The organism is Psychrobacter sp. ASPA161_6 (assembly GCF_051970285.1).
In the GTDB taxonomy this organism is placed as follows: Bacteria; Pseudomonadota; Gammaproteobacteria; order Pseudomonadales; family Moraxellaceae; genus Psychrobacter; species Psychrobacter glaciei.
In genome coordinates this window covers 42,270-61,153 of sequence record NZ_JBEFNJ010000005.1, presented here as the reverse complement: position 1 = coordinate 61,153, position 18,884 = coordinate 42,270, and the positions used below count along the sequence as shown (strand labels likewise).

The following is an 18,884-nucleotide window of genomic DNA, read 5'->3' as shown; positions in this document are numbered from 1 at the left end:
AATAGTTCCTTGTTTTATAATTATAGGTTATATACTTTTGAGATGGTGGATGAGTTGTTATCAAAGAAATAATGCTAGAAAGAAATAAGAGTAATAATGAGTCAATCTTTTGCTAGCTTCGCTTTATCTTAGCTGCACCACAAAATCTACTCATATATCAGTATAGCTTAAAGCAAATATAAGTTTATTGGCAAGGCGTTACGGTTGGTAGGAAATCGTTAACATCTTACGAGCTTCGCTATCATTAACCTTATATAGGTTTATCGTGGCTAGCTGTTAGTTAATTTATCGTTACAAACACTTAATAATACCCGTAGCAAAGTTTTGGCATCACGTGGCAGCGTTACTGGCTTGGTAATATAAGTTTCAACTTGTAAATAAACGTTATGAGCAAAAGTGCTACCACTGGTATCGAAGTCGGCAAACAGATTGTCCTGTGAGACTCGAAAGTGATATCCACAGGCAAGAGTAAACAAACACTCAAGCGCTTGCGGTTTAATCTCTACGCACTCAAATGCTTGCTGCTGAGAGGCTGAACGCCCATCTGGTGCATACCAGTAGCCAAAGTCGGGTAAGCCTCTACGTTCTTTACCAGCGACACACCAATGGCTCAGCTCATGCAGCGCACTGGCAAAAAATCCGTTAGCAAACTCGATTCGTGCTGGCTGATTGTTCTGAGCAGGGAAATATTCTGGTTCACCATCACCAAATGCTAATATCACTTGATGCTTGGCAAACACAGTATTAAATAAACAGATAAGCCAATTGGTTGCTGCTTTTTCAGTATCTGCTATAGAAGCGCTTTCCTTAGACAGTTTTTGCCATTGATCTGCTAAATCTTTTAGGTTTGTATTTATTTTAGAATTGAGTGCGCAAGTCTTTAGATTGCTCATAGGGCATTCTATAGCTGTATCTTCTAAGTCAGTGAGATGTTGAAGCAAAAGAGCCTTATCAACAGAAGACCACAATGCAGAAAAATCAGGGTTGGCGGTAGGCGATATCATAGATAGAAGATTGACCGAATAAAAAATAAGAGACTGTTGGTACTCTATACATGAAATGAGTAAATAAAAATGTGAGGCAACCCAAAGGTTAGAAAATCTTAACATACTAGCGCTAGCGCTACTCAGTGCTTTCCGCTAGTATGGCAGGCAATATTATACACCGTTTTTGATGAATGAGGCCGCGTATGTCAAGCACTCCAGTAAGCAAGCCTTCAGCGGCTCAAGCTGATAATATGCAGAATCCTATATCGAGTAATATGCCCGAACACCTTTCCTTAAATAAATGGGAAGATACTGGCTTTGAGTGGGCAGGAGAGATAGAACCTACCTCTTTTGAGCGTCTTTCCGCTATACTGACGACAGAACATGAACAAGAAAAAATCCAGCTCACTGCCAATCTTTATCGTCGTAATAATGTCTTACATCTGTCATTTAAATTGGTGGGTGATGTATGGCTAACTTGCCAGCGCTGCTTGCAACCCGTAGCCACTGACTTAACTGATGATTATGATATTGCATTACTCGATGACGAGAGCCAAGTGCGCCTAGTCAATGAAGAGCAGGACTATTTATTGCTTGATGAAGTCATTACTGAGCAGTCGCCAGAGCGCTTATTGCCTTTGAAAAAATTGGTTGAAGATGAAATATTGCTTAAAACACCGATGGCACCGAAGCACGATGACTGTGAAATGACGATTGAGCAGTTTGGTGAGATACCTGAAGAAGAAGAAAATGAAAATCCTTTTGCCGCTTTAGCATCGTTGAAAGGCAAGTTATAAAAGAAAAAATGCTGTATTCAATTGATTTAGAATGCCTTTTATCGGCTTTGTGCAGAAGAGTCGTACGCAGGGCTTTATTAATCGATGAAACATGCGTATAATGTCCCGTTTATTGCATTCTAGCAACAGGTTACTTGCAGATAAAAACTGACTAGGCAAATTGACTATAGATTTTAGACGTAGTTAGCATTTTAATGCACGTGGCAATCTATTTAACTAATGATGCGTAAGACTTAGGTTGTTGTGATTATATAGCCTCTGTCAGTATCGACTAAAGCTGAATTTTAAGCTTATCCCTTTTAAGTATAGGAGCTATATCATGGCTGTTCAAAAAAGTCGTAAAAGCCGTTCTCGTCGTGACATGCGCCGTTCACACCATCGTATGGAAGTGGCTGAGCTAAGCGTAGATGCTACCACTGGTGAAAAACATCGTCGTCATCACATGACTAAAGATGGTTTTTATCGTGGTCGTCAGTTGTTCAAGGTCAGTCAAGACGCTTAATTGACTATTTAATCAGTGATGCAACAATACGATGGTGCTGATGGCACTTTACGGCTTTTTGTACCGCTATTATTAGGCAATAAGTTTTGAGCTAAAGAAAGCCAAGTTATTTCGCTACCATATATTATGTGGTGGGATAACTTGGCTTTTTGCTATGAATTTTTTATGACGTAGTTTCCTATCATTGGTTTTTATCACGTAATTTTTTATCAAATGCTGTGCCTAAAAAACTGTCAAAAGCTAAATATTATCTTACCTTAACGCCTCATTTTTTCATCAGCTATGATAATAGTATCTGTCAGTGTATAGTTTACTTATAATCAGCTGTCTGAGTGATCAGTTAAAAATATAACTCTAGACCGCCCCTAATTTTACAATACTCCCGATTATCTTTAGGGATGTTTTCAATTACATAAGGAATATTGGTTATGGCCTCTGTACCCGATATGATAAAAAAACAGCCAACCCGCATTGCGGTGCTTTTCCCTGGTCAAGGCTCACAAATTGTCGGTATGACCAGCGAGCTCGCTGAAGCTTATCCAGAGATTCGTGATACTTTTGCTGAAGCAAGCGAAGCACTAAGTGAAGACTTATGGGCAATTTGTCAGGATGAAGAAAAGCTCAATCAAACGCAATATACTCAGCCAGCCTTATTGACGGCTAGTATCGCCATTTGGCGTATTCTACAACCAAAATTCAAAAAAGCGCCGTGCTATCTAGCGGGTCATTCTCTAGGTGAGTACAGCGCCCTTTGTGCCGCTGGAGTGATATCGCTTGCTGATGCGGTGAGATTGGTACATACGCGCGGTCAGTTGATGCAGGAGGCGGTAGTAGGTATCGATACAGCGATGGCAGCAGTGCTAGGGCTCGAAGATCATCGTGTGGAAAACTTGTGCGAGCAGGCAACCGAGCATGTTGATGGCGCTATTGTCGGAGCAGCAAATTTCAATAGTCCAGGACAAGTTGTGGTCTCAGGAAATGCGGCAGGCGTCACAGCTGTCATTGATAAAGTAAAAAATACTGGCAAAAAAGCCATCCCACTAAAGGTGAGCGTACCATCACATTGTGCGCTTATGGCGCCAGCAAGTAGTGCTTTAGCGGAAGCCTTAGCAGCTATTAAGTTTGATCAAGCAACCATTCCGGTTATTCAAAACCGTCATGCGCGTGTTGAGAGTAGTGCGGCAGGTATTAAGCAAGCATTAACCGAGCAGCTAAGTGAGCCAGTACTGTGGTCAAAGACCATGCAAGAGCTGGCTGATAAGCAAATTAATATTTTAATCGAGTGTGGCAGTGGCAATGTATTGAGTAATTTGGCCAAGCGTCAAGCGCAACCAATTGCCAGCTATCCTACTGACAAGCCCACCCGTCTTGATAAATTAATGGAGGTATTATCATGAGCCGTACGATTACCCTAGTGACTGGTGCCAGTCGCGGTATTGGCAAGGCAGTCGCCAAACGTTTTGCAAAGGAAGGACATTTCGTGATTGGGACAGCCACCACAGAAAAAGGTGCTGAACTTGTTGATGGTTATCTACATGATAGTGGTGGTATTGGCCGTGTATTAGACGTACGCGATACGGCACAAATCGATAAGTTATTTGAAGAGATTGAAAGCGTCTATGGCGCGGTGCAAGTGCTGGTTAACAATGCTGGTATTACCCAAGACGGTCTATTGATGCGCATGAAAGATGAAGATTGGGAGAACGTGGTTGATACCAATTTGACATCGGTTTATCGCATGAGCAAACGTGCGGTACGCGGTATGATGAAGGCGCGTCGTGGTCGTATCATTAATATTACCTCTGTCGTTGCTCAAATGGGCAATGCTGGTCAGTCTAATTACGCAGCGACTAAAGCGGGCGTAGAAGGTTTCAGCCGTACACTCGCACGTGAAATCGGCTCACGCCAAGTCACGATCAACTGTGTGGCACCCGGTTTAATTGAGACGGATATGACGGATGAGCTTGACGAGCGCCTACTAAATTCGATGCTAGATGCCGTGCCTATTAGTCGTCTTGGGCAGCCAGAAGACATTGCAGCTGCCGTACATTTCTTAGCTAGTGACGAAGCCAGCTACATCACAGGTGCTGTTATTCCTGTCAATGGTGGCATGTATATGTAAGTGACGCACAAGTGTTACATACTTATAATAAAAAACTGTGTGAACGAGTGTAAACTATAATAAAGGGTGCTATAATGACGAATACTTTTACGTCAAAGCCCTGTATGATAGCAGGGCTTTACTAGACATTAGACAGAACGTATAACGTGTCATAGAGTACTCAGACGGCAATGCTGATCTGGCAAATTCCATTTTATATACTAGGCGATAACGTTTAACTATCGCGCTATCGCAGTTTATTAAAAATAATAGATGATAAAGGAGCAATCTACATGAGTAATGATACCGAGCTAAGAGTAAAGGCGGCAGTAGCTGAGCAATTAGGTATGAACGTTGAAGACATCAACAATGATGCTTCATTTATGGAAGATTTAGGCGCTGATTCATTGGATCTAGTCGAATTGGTTATGTCATTCGAAAGCGATTTTGGCATCACTATTCCTGATGAAGATTCAGCTGAATTGACGACGGTTCAAAAAGCAATCGACTACGTACAAGCCCAGCTATAACTCGCTATTTGCTTAGCAAGTCTTACAATGCCGCTTATCTATACAGCATAGATAAGCGGTTTTTTTATGTTCGTTATTTATTCTAAGAGTCTATCCCAGTCATTTATGCTCATCTAGTCTAGTGATTCATTTCATTAACATAAGCTACGCCAAATCAACATTACTCAACATACTATTACTATTCATCATATATGTCTTTGCCTATACTAATAATGGTAAACAAGAAATAATAGTAATTACTAGATATAATTACCATTAAAAGAATAACGATTAATAATAAATAATAGTATTTCAAGGAGCAGTTATATGGGTATGTTTAGTTTTGCAAAAGACATCGGTGATAAGATTTTTAACCGTGACGACGAAAAGCATGACGCTAAATCAGAAACCAAAGCAGACGCTAGTACGCCTGTCGCCAGCGGTGAGCCTTCAGCACAATCGGTTGCCAACATTTTGCTACGTCGCATCCAGCAGCAGAACCTCAATATCAGTAACCTAAAAATCAAATATAACGGTTCGACGGATACCGCTGAAATCAGTGGTAACGCCAAAACACAGGCTGACCGTGAAAAAGCCATTATCGCTATTGGTAATGTCCAAAACGTCGCTAAAGTCATTGATAACATTGATATCGAAGAAGACGCGCCTGAATCTACGATGTATACCGTAAAATCTGGTGACAGCCTATCTAAGATTGCTAAAGATGTTTATGGTTCATCTGGTGATTATACAAAAATCTTTGAAGCCAACAAGCCTATGCTGTCTGATCCAGACAAAATTTATCCTGGTCAAGTATTGCGCATTCCAAAGCCGTAATTTCTAATCCATAACTTCTAAGCTTAATTAGCATTAGAATGTCTAATAGAATAAAAAATGCCTCTTTAGTAAGAGGCGTTTTTGTGTCTAAAAGGCATAGGTTTATCGATTATTGATATTTAATTTTTCAGTTTGTTCCGTAAGCGCCCAATTAATATGTTCGTCCAGCATGTCGTTATGCAAGCCTAACTTAGATCGTAGATGAGTGACGATTTCTATACTGGGATTAGCGTTGCCAAGTCCAATGGCGATATTGCGCAAAAAGTTCACATAGCCTGTGCGCCTGAGCGGACTGCCTTCAGTTTTTTTCATAAACTCTGCTTCTTGCCATTGCCACAGCTCAAGCAAACTGCTGTTGTCAAGCTGATGCCGTGGCGTGAAATCTTCTACGGTTGTAAGGTTGGCGTAGCGATTCCACGGACAAATAAGTTGACAGTCATCACAACCGAAGACGCGGTTGCCAATCGCCCGTCGATATTTGGTATCAATGATGCCATCATGCTCAATCGTTAAATAAGAAATACAGGCAGAAGCATTGAGCTCGTAGGGTGCGACAATCGCTTGGGTTGGGCAGATATCAATACAGGCACTGCAACTGCCGCAGTGCTCTTTTACTGGTTCATCATCCGGCAACTCAAGGCTCATAAACAACTCACCCAGCACAAAGAATGAGCCCGCTTGTTTGTTTAGCAGTAGCGTATGCTTTCCCGTCCAGCCAAGTCCTGCTGCATCTGCAATAGGACGCTCAAAGATAGGGGCAGAGTCACTAAAAGGTCTAAAAATAAATTCTGCCTCAGCTCCAATATCTAGATGCTGCCATTCAGCAAGCATCGCTTCTATCTTTAAGGCTAATTGTTTTAAGCGGCTGCGCATCGTCTTATGATAATCGCGGCCTCTGGCATAACGCGCAATGATACCTTGATTGGGATGATCATCATCAGTGACCGCACGCGGGGTAGGTGTCTGAGTGAGGTAATCCATACGCACGCTGATGATGGTTTTTGCCCCTTCTACCAGTTGGGCAGGATGCGCACGTAGGTGGTGATTGTTATGCATAAACTGCAATTGGCCTTCATAGCCTTTATCCAGCCACCGTTGCAATTGTTCAATTTGTTGAGTAAATAAAGGATGATGCACGGATAAGAAACCACAGTCGGCAAACCCTAAAGACTGTGCTTGAGCCTTGATCCATTGCTTTACCTCTGCGGTGGTGGCAAACGTTGGGCTATTACTCACAGTAATCTTTTTTTCGTGCCCAGGGTTAGGCTCAGGAGAAATTTTCTGAGCTGATATCTGCTGAGTTGAAGAGTTAGATAAGTTTACTTTAGAAGGATTATTCATTTGTGATAGCAGGCAATAGAGTGAATACCGATATGATAAGCCAGTGAGCTAAGAGCGCAAGTATAAAAGCAAATAATCTCACATTTCATATTGATACATAAGTCAAAGTGAGCTTTTGCTAAGCTTAGACAAGCGAGTAACCAGCAAGTTTTGATATGATAAAAAACCAATAAAAATAATCGAGGAACGGTATGCAAACTCAATCCAATGTATTTTCATCAGACACAACGAAACCGATAGCCCTATATAGCAGCGAGCAAGTCTACGCTATGGAGCAAGCATGGTTTGCAGAAGGTCATGATAGCTTTGGGTTAATGAAGCAAGCTGCTTGGCAAATGGCGCAGCATATAGAACAGCTCTATGAACAAAAGTATCTGAAAGCTCGTGCCTCAGCTGATCATAAAGTTTATCGACGTAATAGTTGTCGGCAACGAGCGAGTATTTGGGTAGGAAAGGGGAACAATGGCGGTGATGGTTGGCTTATTGCCTACTATCTGCAGCAGGCAGGCTGGCAGGTAAAAGTAATCACAGTCGGCTATGCTACCGAGGATCTGGAGACAGACAATCAAGTAAAAATTGCTAACAAAGTAGACAAACACAACGTTGTATCCGATGCTAAGCAAGCGCAACAAATAGCGCTATCTGCTAAGGTAAATTATCAACGCTTTGAGGATAGTAGTGCCAATCAAAGTGAGATAAGAGGAGTAAACTGGCAAGCTGATATTTATATCGATGCATTATTTGGTATAGGATTGGACCGTGCACCTGAAGGGGTTTACGAGCAGGCTATTAGCGTCTTTAACAAGGTAGCGCAATCCAAGAATGCTTTGGCAATTGCTGTTGATATCCCGAGTGGCTTAGTGGCTTCTACTGGTCAAGTATTTGAGCGCATTGCCATACAAGCTGACGTGACGTTGTGTTTGATTGCCCGCAAATTTGGTTTACATACCAAAGATGGCATGGACTATAGCGGGAGCGTGATTGATATACCGTTAATACCGACTCAGTCAAACAACTCAGCCGCCACTCTAGTGACTGTAGCGCACGCTTTAAATGCTCGTCGACAGAACAGCTACAAAGGCAGCTATGGTCACGTCTTGGTCATTGGTGGTAATCGAATTGATGGCTCGCAAGGTATGGGCGGGGCAGCCATACTATCTGCCAGTAGTGTCATGGCGACAGGTGCGGGTAAAATTACTGTGGCTTGTCACGATGCCTTTCATGGGGCTTTATTAACGTCATTACCGGATGCGATGACGATTGATTTGCACGATAAAGAAGGGGTGAAGGCATTAATTAAAGAAGCTAGCGTCGTTACCATTGGCATGGGATTGGGGCGTGATAAAAAGGCGCAAGCATTATTCATCAGTTATGTTCAGGCTGCTATAACAGAGAAGAAGCCACTGGTCATTGATGCAGATGGTCTTTATCATTTGGCATCATTGCAGATGGAGAGTCGTGAGCATCCTCATAAACACGAACTCATCGCTCAGCTGCGACAACACAGTATGGATCATCAGGTTTGTTTGACGCCGCATAGTGGTGAAGCGGCTAGATTGCTTGATAAGAAAATTAGTGTAGTAGAAAATGATCGATTAGCAGCTATAAAACAGTGTGCTAAAACTTATGGCGGTGACTGGGTGCTAAAAGGCGCTGGTTCATTGGTACTGGAGCAAAGGATATTAGAGCAGAAGGGTTCGCAAGCGCATATTTATGTTTGCGGCGTAGGTAATGCTGGCATGGCCACCGCTGGCATGGGCGATGTATTGTCTGGGGTGATTGCTGGGCTGTTGGCACAACAAGATCTAGAAGACGAAGCGCGCTGCTTGCACCAAGCGGTTCTGCTGCATGCGTTAGCAGGAGACGCCTTGATGAATGATACTGACCATTACCAACATAATAGCTCGCTACTGATTGGACAGCGCGGGCTACAAGCGCAAGATATGCCAGTAGCCATTCGTCATGTCATGCAATTGATTACCAATAAAAATTAAGTAGGGTAGTGCACCGTATTAAATAAAAACTAGGTCGTAGAGCCATTACAATACTGAGTGATGGCTTGTTGCACGCGCTCACGCTTAAGCTCGATTTCGCGACCATCTAAGTATTCACGTTTGCCATCACTATCCATCTCATAGATACGCCCGCCAACGTTTAGATTGGTCAGGTTATTACGCAGTGATTGGCAGCGCTGTGCATTAGCCTGCGCTTCTTGATCTTTGATACGTGCTTCTAGCTGGGCAACGCGCTGTTCTTCTGCACTTTGAGTAGGTATGTTTTGGTTAGCCTCTGTTTTACCCGCTAGCTGACCTGCGTTATTCTGTCTACCATCGCTACGAAATTCGATCACTTCAATATTTCTACCCTCTTGCGGCGCATGCTGGCTGTACTTCACTTCACCGTGCGTACCAATCGATTTATACACTTGGATAGCATGACTGGCATTCATTGACAGCATTATCATACACGCAGTACTGATACTGATGAGCAGCTTGGCAGGGGTATGTATGGTAGACGTGTATGCCATAGTAGCGGTCCTCTTAAGGGGGTAAAAAATGAAGGTAGATATTTATTTAAAGGCGGTATTTACATTGATAAATAACAATATGAATACAGTAGCGTTTGATTTTAGCAAATAATGCTTATGAATGTACATTATTTAATAACTAATAGTTAGGGGTGGGTTTTAGAAGTTTTTCTTGACAATAGGACTCAAACCATTGAATATAATAGCAGTTGATTGGTCAGTGAGCGGCTTTTATGATATTGCCGTGGCACTTGAGAATGAGAACTACGGGTTACTTATCGGTAGCTTACGTCGTTTTATTTTCTTTGTGATAATGATATGGCAAAAATGATGATCATAGCGATTATTGTTAATGACTGTATATGTTGTCTCCGGACTTATCTGTCTACAATGACTAAGATAAACTTATTATTTGAAATACGCTAAGTGTGGATTTTTGCGGTTGTATTGCTTGCATTAAATGCAAAACAATATTTGGTTATGATGTTTTTTATTAGCCTATTATAAGATCAGATGATCTTATGACGTAGTATTGGCTATTAGAATTATTTTATGACTTTAGCTATAGCAGCGCCTCTTCTACAAACACTATCGCTCATAAGTAATAAGCCTCTTTTATAGGTGCATTCGCATCTTGTCATGGTATATCGATAAACTCCTGTCACAAAACTGACCCCAAATACATTGCTGTGTTTGAGTATTATCTTGCGTTGTACGACGCGATTGCTTAAATATAGTGGGCACACATTCTTGATATGGACAAGGATTGGCAATCATTTTTATAAGATTTAAAATAACGCCCAAACGTGGTTGTTTTCTTTTATAAAATAACGCAAATTCTCGCCGCAAAAAAAGGTGATGACAGTGACGCAAACCACGCAAAGTCCGAATATGACGGGACATACCCAAACAGGTAATGCCGCCAAAAATTTTGAAGAAAAGCAACAACGTCTTGCTGAAGGTAGCAAGCAGCCTGTGATGCTATCTGGTGCTGAGATGCTGGTGCAATCGCTGACGGATGAGGGTGTCAAATATATCTTTGGCTATCCAGGCGGCGCAGTGCTGCACATTTATGACGCGTTGTTTCAGCAAGAAAACATCGAACATATTTTAGTGCGTCATGAGCAAGCAGCCGGCCATATGGCTGATGCTTATTCGCGAGTAACTGGTAACACAGGTGTCGTGCTGGCCACGTCAGGTCCTGGTGCTACCAATACAGTAACTGCGATTGCCACCGCATTCATGGACTCAGTTCCGATGGTGGTGATTTCAGGTCAGGTGCCAAGCAGCCTAATCGGTGAAGATGCGTTCCAAGAAACCGATATGATCGGGGTCTCTCGTCCTATCGTGAAGCATAGCTTTCAAGTACGCCATGCTAGCGAAATTCCAATGATTGTCAAAAAAGCCTTTTTTATTGCGCAGTCTGGTCGTCCAGGTCCTGTCGTCATTGACGTACCAAAAGATATGACCGCGCCTAGCGAAAAATATGCCTATGAATACCCAGAAGAGGTGTTTATACGCTCGTATCAGCCTTCAGTGAAAGGGCATGGCGGCCAAATTAAAAAAGCGGTTGAAACCTTATTATCAGCGCAGCGTCCTGTTATCTATGCTGGCGGTGGCGTGATTTGGAGTAAAGCCCATAAAGAGCTGACCGAACTTGCACATCGTCTAAACTTGCCAGTGACCAATACGCTAATGGGTTTGGGAACATTCCCTGGTTCTGATCGTCAGTTCTTGGGTATGCTCGGTATGCACGGTACTTATGAAGCCAACATGAGCATGCATCATGCAGATGTTATTTTGGCGGTTGGTGCGCGTTTTGATGACCGTGTCACCAATAATGTCAAAAAATTCTGCCCGAATGCGACTATTATTCATATCGATATCGATCCAGCTTCTATCTCCAAGACTATTCTTGCCCACATTCCTATCGTTGGTGACGTAAAATCGGTTCTTACGGATATGTTAGAGATCATCGGTGAAGATAAAGAATTGGAGCAGCATGCCCTATTAGATTGGTGGTCACAGATTAATGAATGGCGTAAGCGTCATGGTCTGCGTTATGACACCAGTACCGAAAACGGCATCAAGCCACAAAGTGTCGTACAAGCACTAGACAGAGTGACCAACAGCAACGCCATTATCACCAGTGACGTCGGTCAGCATCAGATGTTTGCCGCGCTTTACTATACTTATCTAGAGCCGGGTCAGTGGCTCAATTCGGGTGGTTTAGGTACGATGGGTGTTGGCTTACCGTATGCAATGGCAGCCAAGCTTGCTAATCCAGATCGTGATGTGGTCTGTATTACTGGCGAAGGCTCTATTCAGATGAATATTCAAGAGCTATCGACATGCCTGCAATATAATCTACCGGTCAAAATCTTGAACCTAAATAACGCTCAGTTAGGTATGGTAAAACAGTGGCAAGACATGCTGTATGAAGGTCGTCATGCGTCATCTTATATGAATTCATTACCAGACTTTGTCAAGCTAGCTGAAAGTTATGGTCATGTTGGTATTAAGATTACTGATCCTGCCACCATGGAAGCACAAATTGCAGAAGCCATGGCAATGAAAGACAAGCTGGTATTTATTGACGTTTATGTCGATCGTAATGAGCATGTGTATCCAATGCAAATCGCTGGACAGACGATGCGTGATATGTGGTTAACCAAAGGGGAGCGTACCTAATGCAACAACAACATCTGATTTCGGTATTGATGGAAAACGAAGCGGGTTCGTTGTCGCGGTTAGTCGGCTTGTTCTCACAACGTGGTTATAATATCGAAACCTTAAACGTCGCCCCAACGGAAGATCCGAGTATTTCGCGTCTGACAGTGACGACGATTACTTCTCCTGAAAGAATTGAGCAGATCACCAAGCAATTGCATAAATTGATTGAAGTGGTTAAAGTGCTTAATCTATCAGACACCGTTCACGTTGAGCGCGAGTTAATGCTAGTCAAAGTTCGCGCAACGGGTAGCGTACGTGAAGAGATCAAACGCAGCGCAGATATTTTCCGTGCACAAATTGTTGACGTCAATGCCAACCTCTATACGATTCAGATCGTTGGTGATACGGCTAAGCTAGATGGTTTTATCGATACTATCGGTCGAGAACGTGTCTTAGAAGTGGTACGTTCGGGTGTGATTGGTATTGCACGTGGAGAAAAAACACTGAGTATTTAATACGCTTAGTGGCTGAGCAACTGAATAGTTAATCAAAATCATTTTAGTTATAATCTATCTATTTACCATTAACATAACGCTTATGTTAGTGACCATTTTACGATAATGGCTACTGCATAGGCGTTTACTATCCATGGCACGCCATGATTGAGGAAAAGGACTCTATTTATGAACGTTTATTATGATAAAGATTGCGATCTATCGATTATCCAAGGCAAAAAAGTTGCGATTATTGGTTACGGTTCACAAGGCCATGCACACGCACTTAACCTACAAGATTCAGACGTCGATGTGACTGTTGGTCTACGTGCAAACTCAAGCTCATGGAAAAAAGCGGAAAACGCTGGTCTAAAGGTTGCTGAAGTTGCTGATGCAGTTAAAGCTGCTGACGTGGTTATGATTTTGACCCCTGATGAGTTCCAAAAAGAGCTTTATAACAATGAGATTGAGCCTAACATCAAAGAAGGGGCTACGTTAGCTTTCGCTCATGGTTTCGCGATTCATTATAACCAAGTCGTTCCTCGCAGCGATCTTAATGTCATCATGGTTGCCCCGAAAGCACCTGGTCACACAGTTCGTAACGAATTCACCAAAGGTGGCGGTATTCCAGATTTGATCGCTATCTATCAAGACGCCTCAGGTCAAGCCAAGCAATTAGCTTTGTCTTACGCAGCTGGTGTTGGTGGTGGTCGTTCAGGCATCATCGAAACCACGTTCAAAGATGAAACTGAAACTGATCTATTTGGCGAGCAGGCCGTACTTTGTGGCGGTGCTGTTGAGCTAGTAAAAATGGGTTTTGAAACGCTAACAGAAGCGGGCTATGCGCCAGAAATGGCTTACTTTGAGTGTTTGCATGAGCTTAAGCTTATCGTTGACCTCATGTATGAAGGCGGTATCGCTGACATGAACTACTCAATCAGTAATAACGCTGAATACGGCGAATATGTCACTGGTAATGAAGTTATCAATGAGCAATCACGCGAAGCCATGCGTAACGCGCTAAAACGCATCCAGTCTGGCGAATACGCAAAAATGTTCATCAGTGAAGGTGCTACCAACTATCCATCAATGACGGCTCGTCGTCGTAACAATGCTGAGCATCCAATTGAAATCACTGGTGCTAAGCTACGCGGTATGATGCCATGGATTGGTGGTAATAAAATCATTGATAAAGACAAAAACTAAGTCAATATTTTATGATAATAAGGCTTAAGAAGTCTTAACAAACCCCGTGTTGTCGAGTGATAGCACGGGGTTTTTATTGATATCAATACAAAGATGGTTTTGAAATTGTCTCAATAGTAACGGTTGAAAACTAGCAATAGCACCCAATATAAGCAAGCGTCGTCGGTTCAGTTAGATGACTATGTCGGCGGTTATTTCTCTTCTTATTTTTTCCATAGATTACAGGTTGTATGTTGTGCAAATATCTTTTCCAGACTGGTTAACGCCGCAATTCGTGTATATTACTCTTAGTGCTGTCGTGGCTGTTTTGATTTGGATCGAAGGTGAGATGCTCAAAGGCACCGATGGCAAGCTGCCACAATCTAAATTTTTTCAAATCAGCTCGCTGCTAGACACCTCATGGTTTTTTATCTCTGTGGTGATGTTGTACGTGATCGATCTAACGCCGTTAGCGGTTGCAGTACCTGCGGCATACGGGATTTATACGGTGTTTGGTTGGGTTTACGGCACCAGATTATTAAAGCGTAAAGGTATCCCAGACTCACCCAAAGATTTGGTCATACCAGCTAAGTATATTGCTTATAGCCAATCGTTTTCTTTAATATTTTTTGCCCTTTGCTTACTGGTGTTGACCTCACCATGGCTACCTATAGCACAGTAAATGTATGCAAAAAATGGTGAAATCTAATTTTTATTATTGAATATATATAACAATAATATTGAAATTGACAGTAATAAAAGGTTCTAGAGGAGATAACGAGCCATTAAAGTACGGTGCTAAATGGTGATTAAAGGCTTCTTATATTGTTTACAAAACTCTGTAATTTAATATGTTGCAGTCAAAAAAAACTGTTATAATCAAGCTGTACTCAATGGATTTGAGGCAAAAACCATAAGATATCTCTTTGATATATTATGAGTTTAAGCCGTCGCATTCAGCAAAGAATCTAGGGTATATATCAATTAATCGGTGATGACACACGTCTCGCCAACAGTTAAAGAGTCAGGAAAATTTATGTCAGATAAAGTTGAAGGCACTGTAAAGTGGTTTAATGAAGCTAAAGGTTTTGGTTTTATCGCTCAAGACAATGGCGGACAAGACGTATTCGCTCACTACAGCGCTATCCAAGGTGGCGGTTTCAAAACCCTAGCTGAAGGCCAAAAAGTATCTTTCATCTTAGGTGATGGCAAAAAAGGCCCACAAGCTGAGCAAATCGAAGCCATCTAATTTTAACAAGATGTATAGATTTCTTTGTTTGTTAAAACAATAAAAATACTGTTTAGACTTTAAAGAAAAGCAACCTCTCATCAGGTTGCTTTTTTTATGTTTAAGTTATTGATTTTATTAGTTGTTTATAAATGGTGCTAATATTTGGTAGCCGTTTTGGTAGCCAGTAGCTTTATTTTTTGGTTATCGGTAGCCATAGGGTAGGGTAATTATTTAGCTGTTACCTGTCAGGTTTGCGAGCGTTCTTAACATTAACAATTATTTGTACGGGCTGTGGCTCGTTGTGCTGTTCGCTGTCTGCTTTATCAAGTCCTAGTAGTTTAGCCTTAGCTAGTATTGATGCCACCATAGCAGACGCTTGGCCATTCTCTTTGGCTGTCTGTCTTGCATCGTCTAATTCTTTTATTAAGTCATTAATCGTTACTTTCATAAGTTACCGCCCTTGTAGTTTCATCGTCTGCTAGTTCGTCCATTAAGTCACTCATTGACTGCACAGCATCGGCATTGACATCTCTAATCACTGGCTTATCTAATCCTAGTAGCTTTGCTTGGCTAATGGTTGCCATGATTAATGCGTTGGGGTTTCTATCCTCAATCGCTATCTGCTTTGCGAGCTGTAAATCTTGGATCAAGTCGTTCATGTCAGGCAGACGCATTTGTAACCTCATCTTGTGCAATTTAATTTATCAAGCGTTGATTGCCATACCTTAGCTGTTAGCTGCTCATGCTCATTCACCAGCTTGTCATACGTGCTGCGGTGCATTCCTTTAGGACGTTCACCAATACCGTGGGCAATCCCTGCTTGCCAGCCTAAACGCTGTCTAATCGTATGTAAGCGACTGAACAATCTATCAATGGGTTGCTGTAGCTGTGAATGATAATTAGCACCTATGCAATGTCTGCAAACGTAAGTAGCAGCAAAATATAAAACGCTTGTACGCTTTGAGCATGACGGGCATATAAACCAATGACGATAGCCGCCATAGTTGCATGGGGTCTTTGATACTTGAATAGAGTAGTCATAAGCCTTGCCACGGTATGAGTAATTAAGGTCTAAAAAGGGTTCGGCTGCTTGTTTTAGCTGATTGCGATATGTTGAAATATTAATCTTTGAGTAGTCGCTAAGACTGCGAGTAGTGGCAATGGCTGGCATGATGATCTCTAATTGTTATCCAAATCATTAGGTAAATTCATCTTTATCATAACATAGTGAGTATTTTTAACCTTATGTTTTCTATACTTAGATAATAGTTATATCTGCAATATCACTTTATACCCTATAAAAAGCTGCTTAAGTTGCTTAAATTGGCTGTAACGTATGAATGGTAAGCAATTGGCTTAAGATAGTCGTTTGCTTAAGTCTGCTTAAGTTGATCTTAAGTAAGGCTGTTTTAAGTTCAGTTTAAGCAAGCTTAAGATTTGGCTGTCTTAACAAAAAGCCCCTAACCATAAAGGATAGAGGCTAGTTAAGCAGTTTAAGCAAGGTTTCTTAGGTATCAAACATTACTTATAGAGTTTAGGATTAACATAGATCACTTTCATGCGGCCCTCTAATTCTTGTTTGATATGTCCAGCGGCTTCTAACTTATCAAGCTCATTTTGCAATAACTTAGTATTCTTACGCATCGGACTAGGTGCGTTATTTGATATGTAAGTCCTACCTAGTTTATGCGGTGTTTTACCCCTTGCTTTATCCACTAGCCAGCTGCTTAACTTCTCGCTGTCGTTCTGTTCACCTGTAGGCATTGCATCAAGATAGCGTAAGCGTTCGGTTGTTGAGTATTCCACCAACATAAAGGCGCGTTTTATATCATCAGTGGTAACGGTCTTACGGCCATCAAAGAATGCCATTAGTGAGGCTATGCGCGTGGCATTTTCTGCCATACGTGAGGCGTAAGCTTTGAGATACTCTAAAACCTGTCCGTTTGCTTGGCGGTTCTCTATCGCTTGCATACCGTCCTCAAAGGCTTGTAATGCTTCATTGCCTGCCCATTGCATTTTAATGCGCTTCGGTGTGCCTGTGCTGTCACTAGGTAGATTTGCTGGTAGTGGGTCAAGTAAGCTTTGACAGCGTGACCAGTAGTCTATTAAGTAAGGATTATCATGTGGCCTGTCATTCCTACGCTTTGGATCATTCCATACTCTTTTGCCTCGTAAGTCCTCAGGGCAAGCAATCATTGCTCTTGCTAAAAATCCTTGTCCGCTCATTAATGGGTCGGTTAATGCTTTCTCTAAGACTACGCGCTGTCCTTGTAGTAAGAAAGTCATACGCACATCATAAGCTTTGGTTCTTGGATTAGCGTAAGCGTTCTTTTGCGAGCGTGTGCGCCCTGCTATGCCACTGCTATAAAGCTTGGTTATCGCGCCTAACGCACTGCCTGCGGTGTCACTTTTCATGGTGTGACCATTAAAAAATTGGCCTGCTTCATCAGTGGATAAACTGGCGTTATACATCTCACCATCAACAAAACGATCAATAAGCGGCTCAATCGTTGCATCATCAAACATAGTAACGGGATTAGGCGGCTTTGGGTTTTCATCTAAAAAAGCGGCTCTGTCTTTACCTTTTAGGCTTAATAAATTATTTTCCCATGATGATACGTCACTTAAATAATTAGAATATAGCTGCTTCTCATGCTGCTCTATCTTAAAGTGACTTAGGCCCATTACTTGTGTTTTGCCTGTACCGCTTTCGCCCTCTGTAATAATAATAAGGCTCGTTGGCTTGTGTTCGCTGCCCATCGGTGCATCAATATGCGCTTGCCCTATATGCGCTATTGCACCTAAGACGGCTTGCCCTGACATCGCTAACGGTACTTGAGTATAGTAAGCAATGGCTTCTATTGGCTTTCGTAGTATCGGCGGCCATGCTTCGATTGGATAGCGTGTCGGTTTGCTTGGGTCGCTTGATAATGGTTCAGGTGTGGGCCATGCCACGGCTTTAAGGTCGATTATCTTTGTATCATCAAGGGCTAATATATCGGCATAACTTAAGCCGCCATATTCTAAGTGCTCTAATACTGTTCTGTCACTGGTCACTACTACCTTTACGTTATGACCTGCCAGCGGCTTGCTTACTTCGTCTGCCTTGTCTAATGTCGTAAAGACAGTAACGGGCCTATCTTGTGATAAGTGCTTAACGGTGTCATTAAAAAGCCACTCATTAGGACTGATAGCCATTGTTACATGGTCAACTTTTAAGCATTCAGCTAACGCCATACCATCATCAAGGTTGCTTACTGCGATAAGCTCGCTATCATTGCTTGATGGGCCAATAAAGTAAGCAGACGGCTGGCTAGTATCGGTTATGATCGGTTTGGTATGGTCATCAGCATATAAGCATAATAGGCTTACCGCCTCATAATCTTTGTTATGCAAAACTAGCCCTATAGTGCCTACTGTGTCTAGCTTTTCGCCTGCATATTCGCCTTTGACTGGTGTTACTTTGTCATCAATAACTATTAAGCTTTTAGGGTTCAATAACGGGTAGTTTTGGGCTAAAATATTAAAGCCTGATAGTGCTTCAATATTTACTATTGGATAGTCACCTAAAATGCCAGATAAGCCCACCTTGCCGTGGGTTTTTTCTTGGCTGTCTGTTTGTAGTGTGATGGTCATCTATTACCCCCTGCTTTTGACTGGTTAGGCTTGCGCTGCTCTCTATACTTCTTGTAGTAGCTTTT

At 42.1% G+C, this 18,884-nt stretch carries 19 protein-coding genes; 12 read left to right on the top strand and 7 right to left on the bottom strand.

All coding sequences use genetic code 11. The annotated features are described in order from the left end of the window. Positions 1–269: 269 nt before the first annotated feature. Positions 270–893: an elongation factor P hydroxylase gene (locus ACTQ9T_RS13000; protein ID WP_440465352.1), complete on the bottom strand. Its 624-nt coding sequence runs from the start codon at positions 891–893 to the stop codon at positions 270–272. A 296-nt stretch (positions 894–1,189) separates the two neighbouring features. On the opposite strand from ACTQ9T_RS13000, the gene ACTQ9T_RS12995 reads away from it, so the two are divergent. From ACTQ9T_RS12995 to lysM, 6 genes are all read left to right on the top strand, one after another. Next, positions 1,190–1,783: a YceD family protein gene (locus ACTQ9T_RS12995; protein WP_440465351.1), complete on the top strand. Its 594-nt coding sequence runs from the start codon at positions 1,190–1,192 to the stop codon at positions 1,781–1,783. Between the two features lie 319 nt (positions 1,784–2,102). Beyond that, positions 2,103–2,285 (top strand): 50S ribosomal protein L32, encoded by a 183-nt coding sequence (gene rpmF, locus ACTQ9T_RS12990; protein WP_010196743.1) that lies wholly within the window; start codon positions 2,103–2,105, stop codon positions 2,283–2,285. Between the two features lie 428 nt (positions 2,286–2,713). Continuing rightward, positions 2,714–3,682 (top strand): ACP S-malonyltransferase, encoded by a 969-nt coding sequence (gene fabD, locus ACTQ9T_RS12985; protein ID WP_210541393.1) that lies wholly within the window; start codon positions 2,714–2,716, stop codon positions 3,680–3,682. After that, positions 3,673–4,407, top strand: coding sequence for a 3-oxoacyl-ACP reductase FabG (fabG, locus tag ACTQ9T_RS12980; RefSeq protein ID WP_240216692.1), 735 nt, complete (start codon positions 3,673–3,675; stop codon positions 4,405–4,407). Before fabD ends, fabG begins: the two co-directional genes overlap by 10 nt. A gap of 272 nt (positions 4,408–4,679) precedes the next feature. Further along, the gene (gene acpP / locus ACTQ9T_RS12975) at positions 4,680–4,916 is read left to right on the top strand and encodes an acyl carrier protein (RefSeq protein WP_025652201.1); all 237 of its coding nucleotides are present in this window, start codon (positions 4,680–4,682) and stop codon (positions 4,914–4,916) included. A gap of 306 nt (positions 4,917–5,222) precedes the next feature. Continuing rightward, entirely contained in the window at positions 5,223–5,732 is a 510-nt protein-coding gene (lysM, locus tag ACTQ9T_RS12970; RefSeq protein WP_010196747.1) for a peptidoglycan-binding protein LysM, read from the top strand. Between the two features lie 102 nt (positions 5,733–5,834). Here lysM and queG read toward each other — a convergent pair whose 3' ends face one another. Next, positions 5,835–7,073: a tRNA epoxyqueuosine(34) reductase QueG gene (gene queG / locus ACTQ9T_RS12965; RefSeq protein WP_439292839.1), complete on the bottom strand. Its 1,239-nt coding sequence runs from the start codon at positions 7,071–7,073 to the stop codon at positions 5,835–5,837. A gap of 191 nt (positions 7,074–7,264) precedes the next feature. Between queG and ACTQ9T_RS12960 the strand changes: the two genes are divergently transcribed. Next, complete coding sequence (locus ACTQ9T_RS12960) at positions 7,265–9,067, top strand: NAD(P)H-hydrate dehydratase (RefSeq protein ID WP_440465350.1); 1,803 nt, start codon at positions 7,265–7,267, stop codon at positions 9,065–9,067. Between the two features lie 29 nt (positions 9,068–9,096). Here the strand turns inward: ACTQ9T_RS12960 and ACTQ9T_RS12955 are convergent, their stop codons facing one another. Next, on the bottom strand, positions 9,097–9,600 hold the full coding sequence (locus ACTQ9T_RS12955; RefSeq protein ID WP_440465349.1) for a DUF4124 domain-containing protein: 504 nt from the start codon (positions 9,598–9,600) through the stop codon (positions 9,097–9,099). A gap of 858 nt (positions 9,601–10,458) precedes the next feature. On the opposite strand from ACTQ9T_RS12955, the gene ACTQ9T_RS12950 reads away from it, so the two are divergent. The 5 genes from ACTQ9T_RS12950 to ACTQ9T_RS12930 all read left to right on the top strand — a co-directional run bounded on the left by ACTQ9T_RS12950 (position 10,459) and on the right by ACTQ9T_RS12930 (position 15,201). Continuing rightward, positions 10,459–12,291: an acetolactate synthase 3 large subunit gene (locus ACTQ9T_RS12950; protein WP_189586296.1), complete on the top strand. Its 1,833-nt coding sequence runs from the start codon at positions 10,459–10,461 to the stop codon at positions 12,289–12,291. Further along, positions 12,291–12,788, top strand: coding sequence for an acetolactate synthase small subunit (gene ilvN, locus ACTQ9T_RS12945; RefSeq protein WP_010196775.1), 498 nt, complete (start codon positions 12,291–12,293; stop codon positions 12,786–12,788). Before ACTQ9T_RS12950 ends, ilvN begins: the two co-directional genes overlap by 1 nt. Before the next feature lie 168 nt (positions 12,789–12,956). Further along, positions 12,957–13,973, top strand: coding sequence for a ketol-acid reductoisomerase (ilvC, locus tag ACTQ9T_RS12940; protein WP_189586298.1), 1,017 nt, complete (start codon positions 12,957–12,959; stop codon positions 13,971–13,973). Between the two features lie 235 nt (positions 13,974–14,208). Beyond that, on the top strand, positions 14,209–14,634 hold the full coding sequence (locus ACTQ9T_RS12935) for a hypothetical protein (protein WP_010196781.1): 426 nt from the start codon (positions 14,209–14,211) through the stop codon (positions 14,632–14,634). A 354-nt stretch (positions 14,635–14,988) separates the two neighbouring features. Continuing rightward, on the top strand, positions 14,989–15,201 hold the full coding sequence (locus tag ACTQ9T_RS12930) for a cold-shock protein (protein ID WP_010196799.1): 213 nt from the start codon (positions 14,989–14,991) through the stop codon (positions 15,199–15,201). Between the two features lie 220 nt (positions 15,202–15,421). On the opposite strand, the gene ACTQ9T_RS12925 is transcribed toward ACTQ9T_RS12930, so the two are convergent. The 4 genes from ACTQ9T_RS12925 to ACTQ9T_RS12910 form a co-directional block, all read right to left on the bottom strand. After that, complete coding sequence (locus ACTQ9T_RS12925) at positions 15,422–15,631, bottom strand: hypothetical protein (RefSeq protein WP_238035249.1); 210 nt, start codon at positions 15,629–15,631, stop codon at positions 15,422–15,424. Further along, positions 15,615–15,842: a hypothetical protein gene (locus ACTQ9T_RS12920; RefSeq protein ID WP_440465348.1), complete on the bottom strand. Its 228-nt coding sequence runs from the start codon at positions 15,840–15,842 to the stop codon at positions 15,615–15,617. The genes ACTQ9T_RS12925 and ACTQ9T_RS12920 overlap by 17 nt, the downstream gene beginning before the upstream one ends. A gap of 23 nt (positions 15,843–15,865) precedes the next feature. Continuing rightward, on the bottom strand, positions 15,866–16,354 hold the full coding sequence (locus tag ACTQ9T_RS12915; RefSeq protein ID WP_440465347.1) for a hypothetical protein: 489 nt from the start codon (positions 16,352–16,354) through the stop codon (positions 15,866–15,868). A gap of 350 nt (positions 16,355–16,704) precedes the next feature. Next, positions 16,705–18,819 (bottom strand): DUF3987 domain-containing protein, encoded by a 2,115-nt coding sequence (locus tag ACTQ9T_RS12910; RefSeq protein ID WP_440465346.1) that lies wholly within the window; start codon positions 18,817–18,819, stop codon positions 16,705–16,707. Between the last annotated feature and the right edge of the window lie 65 nt (positions 18,820–18,884).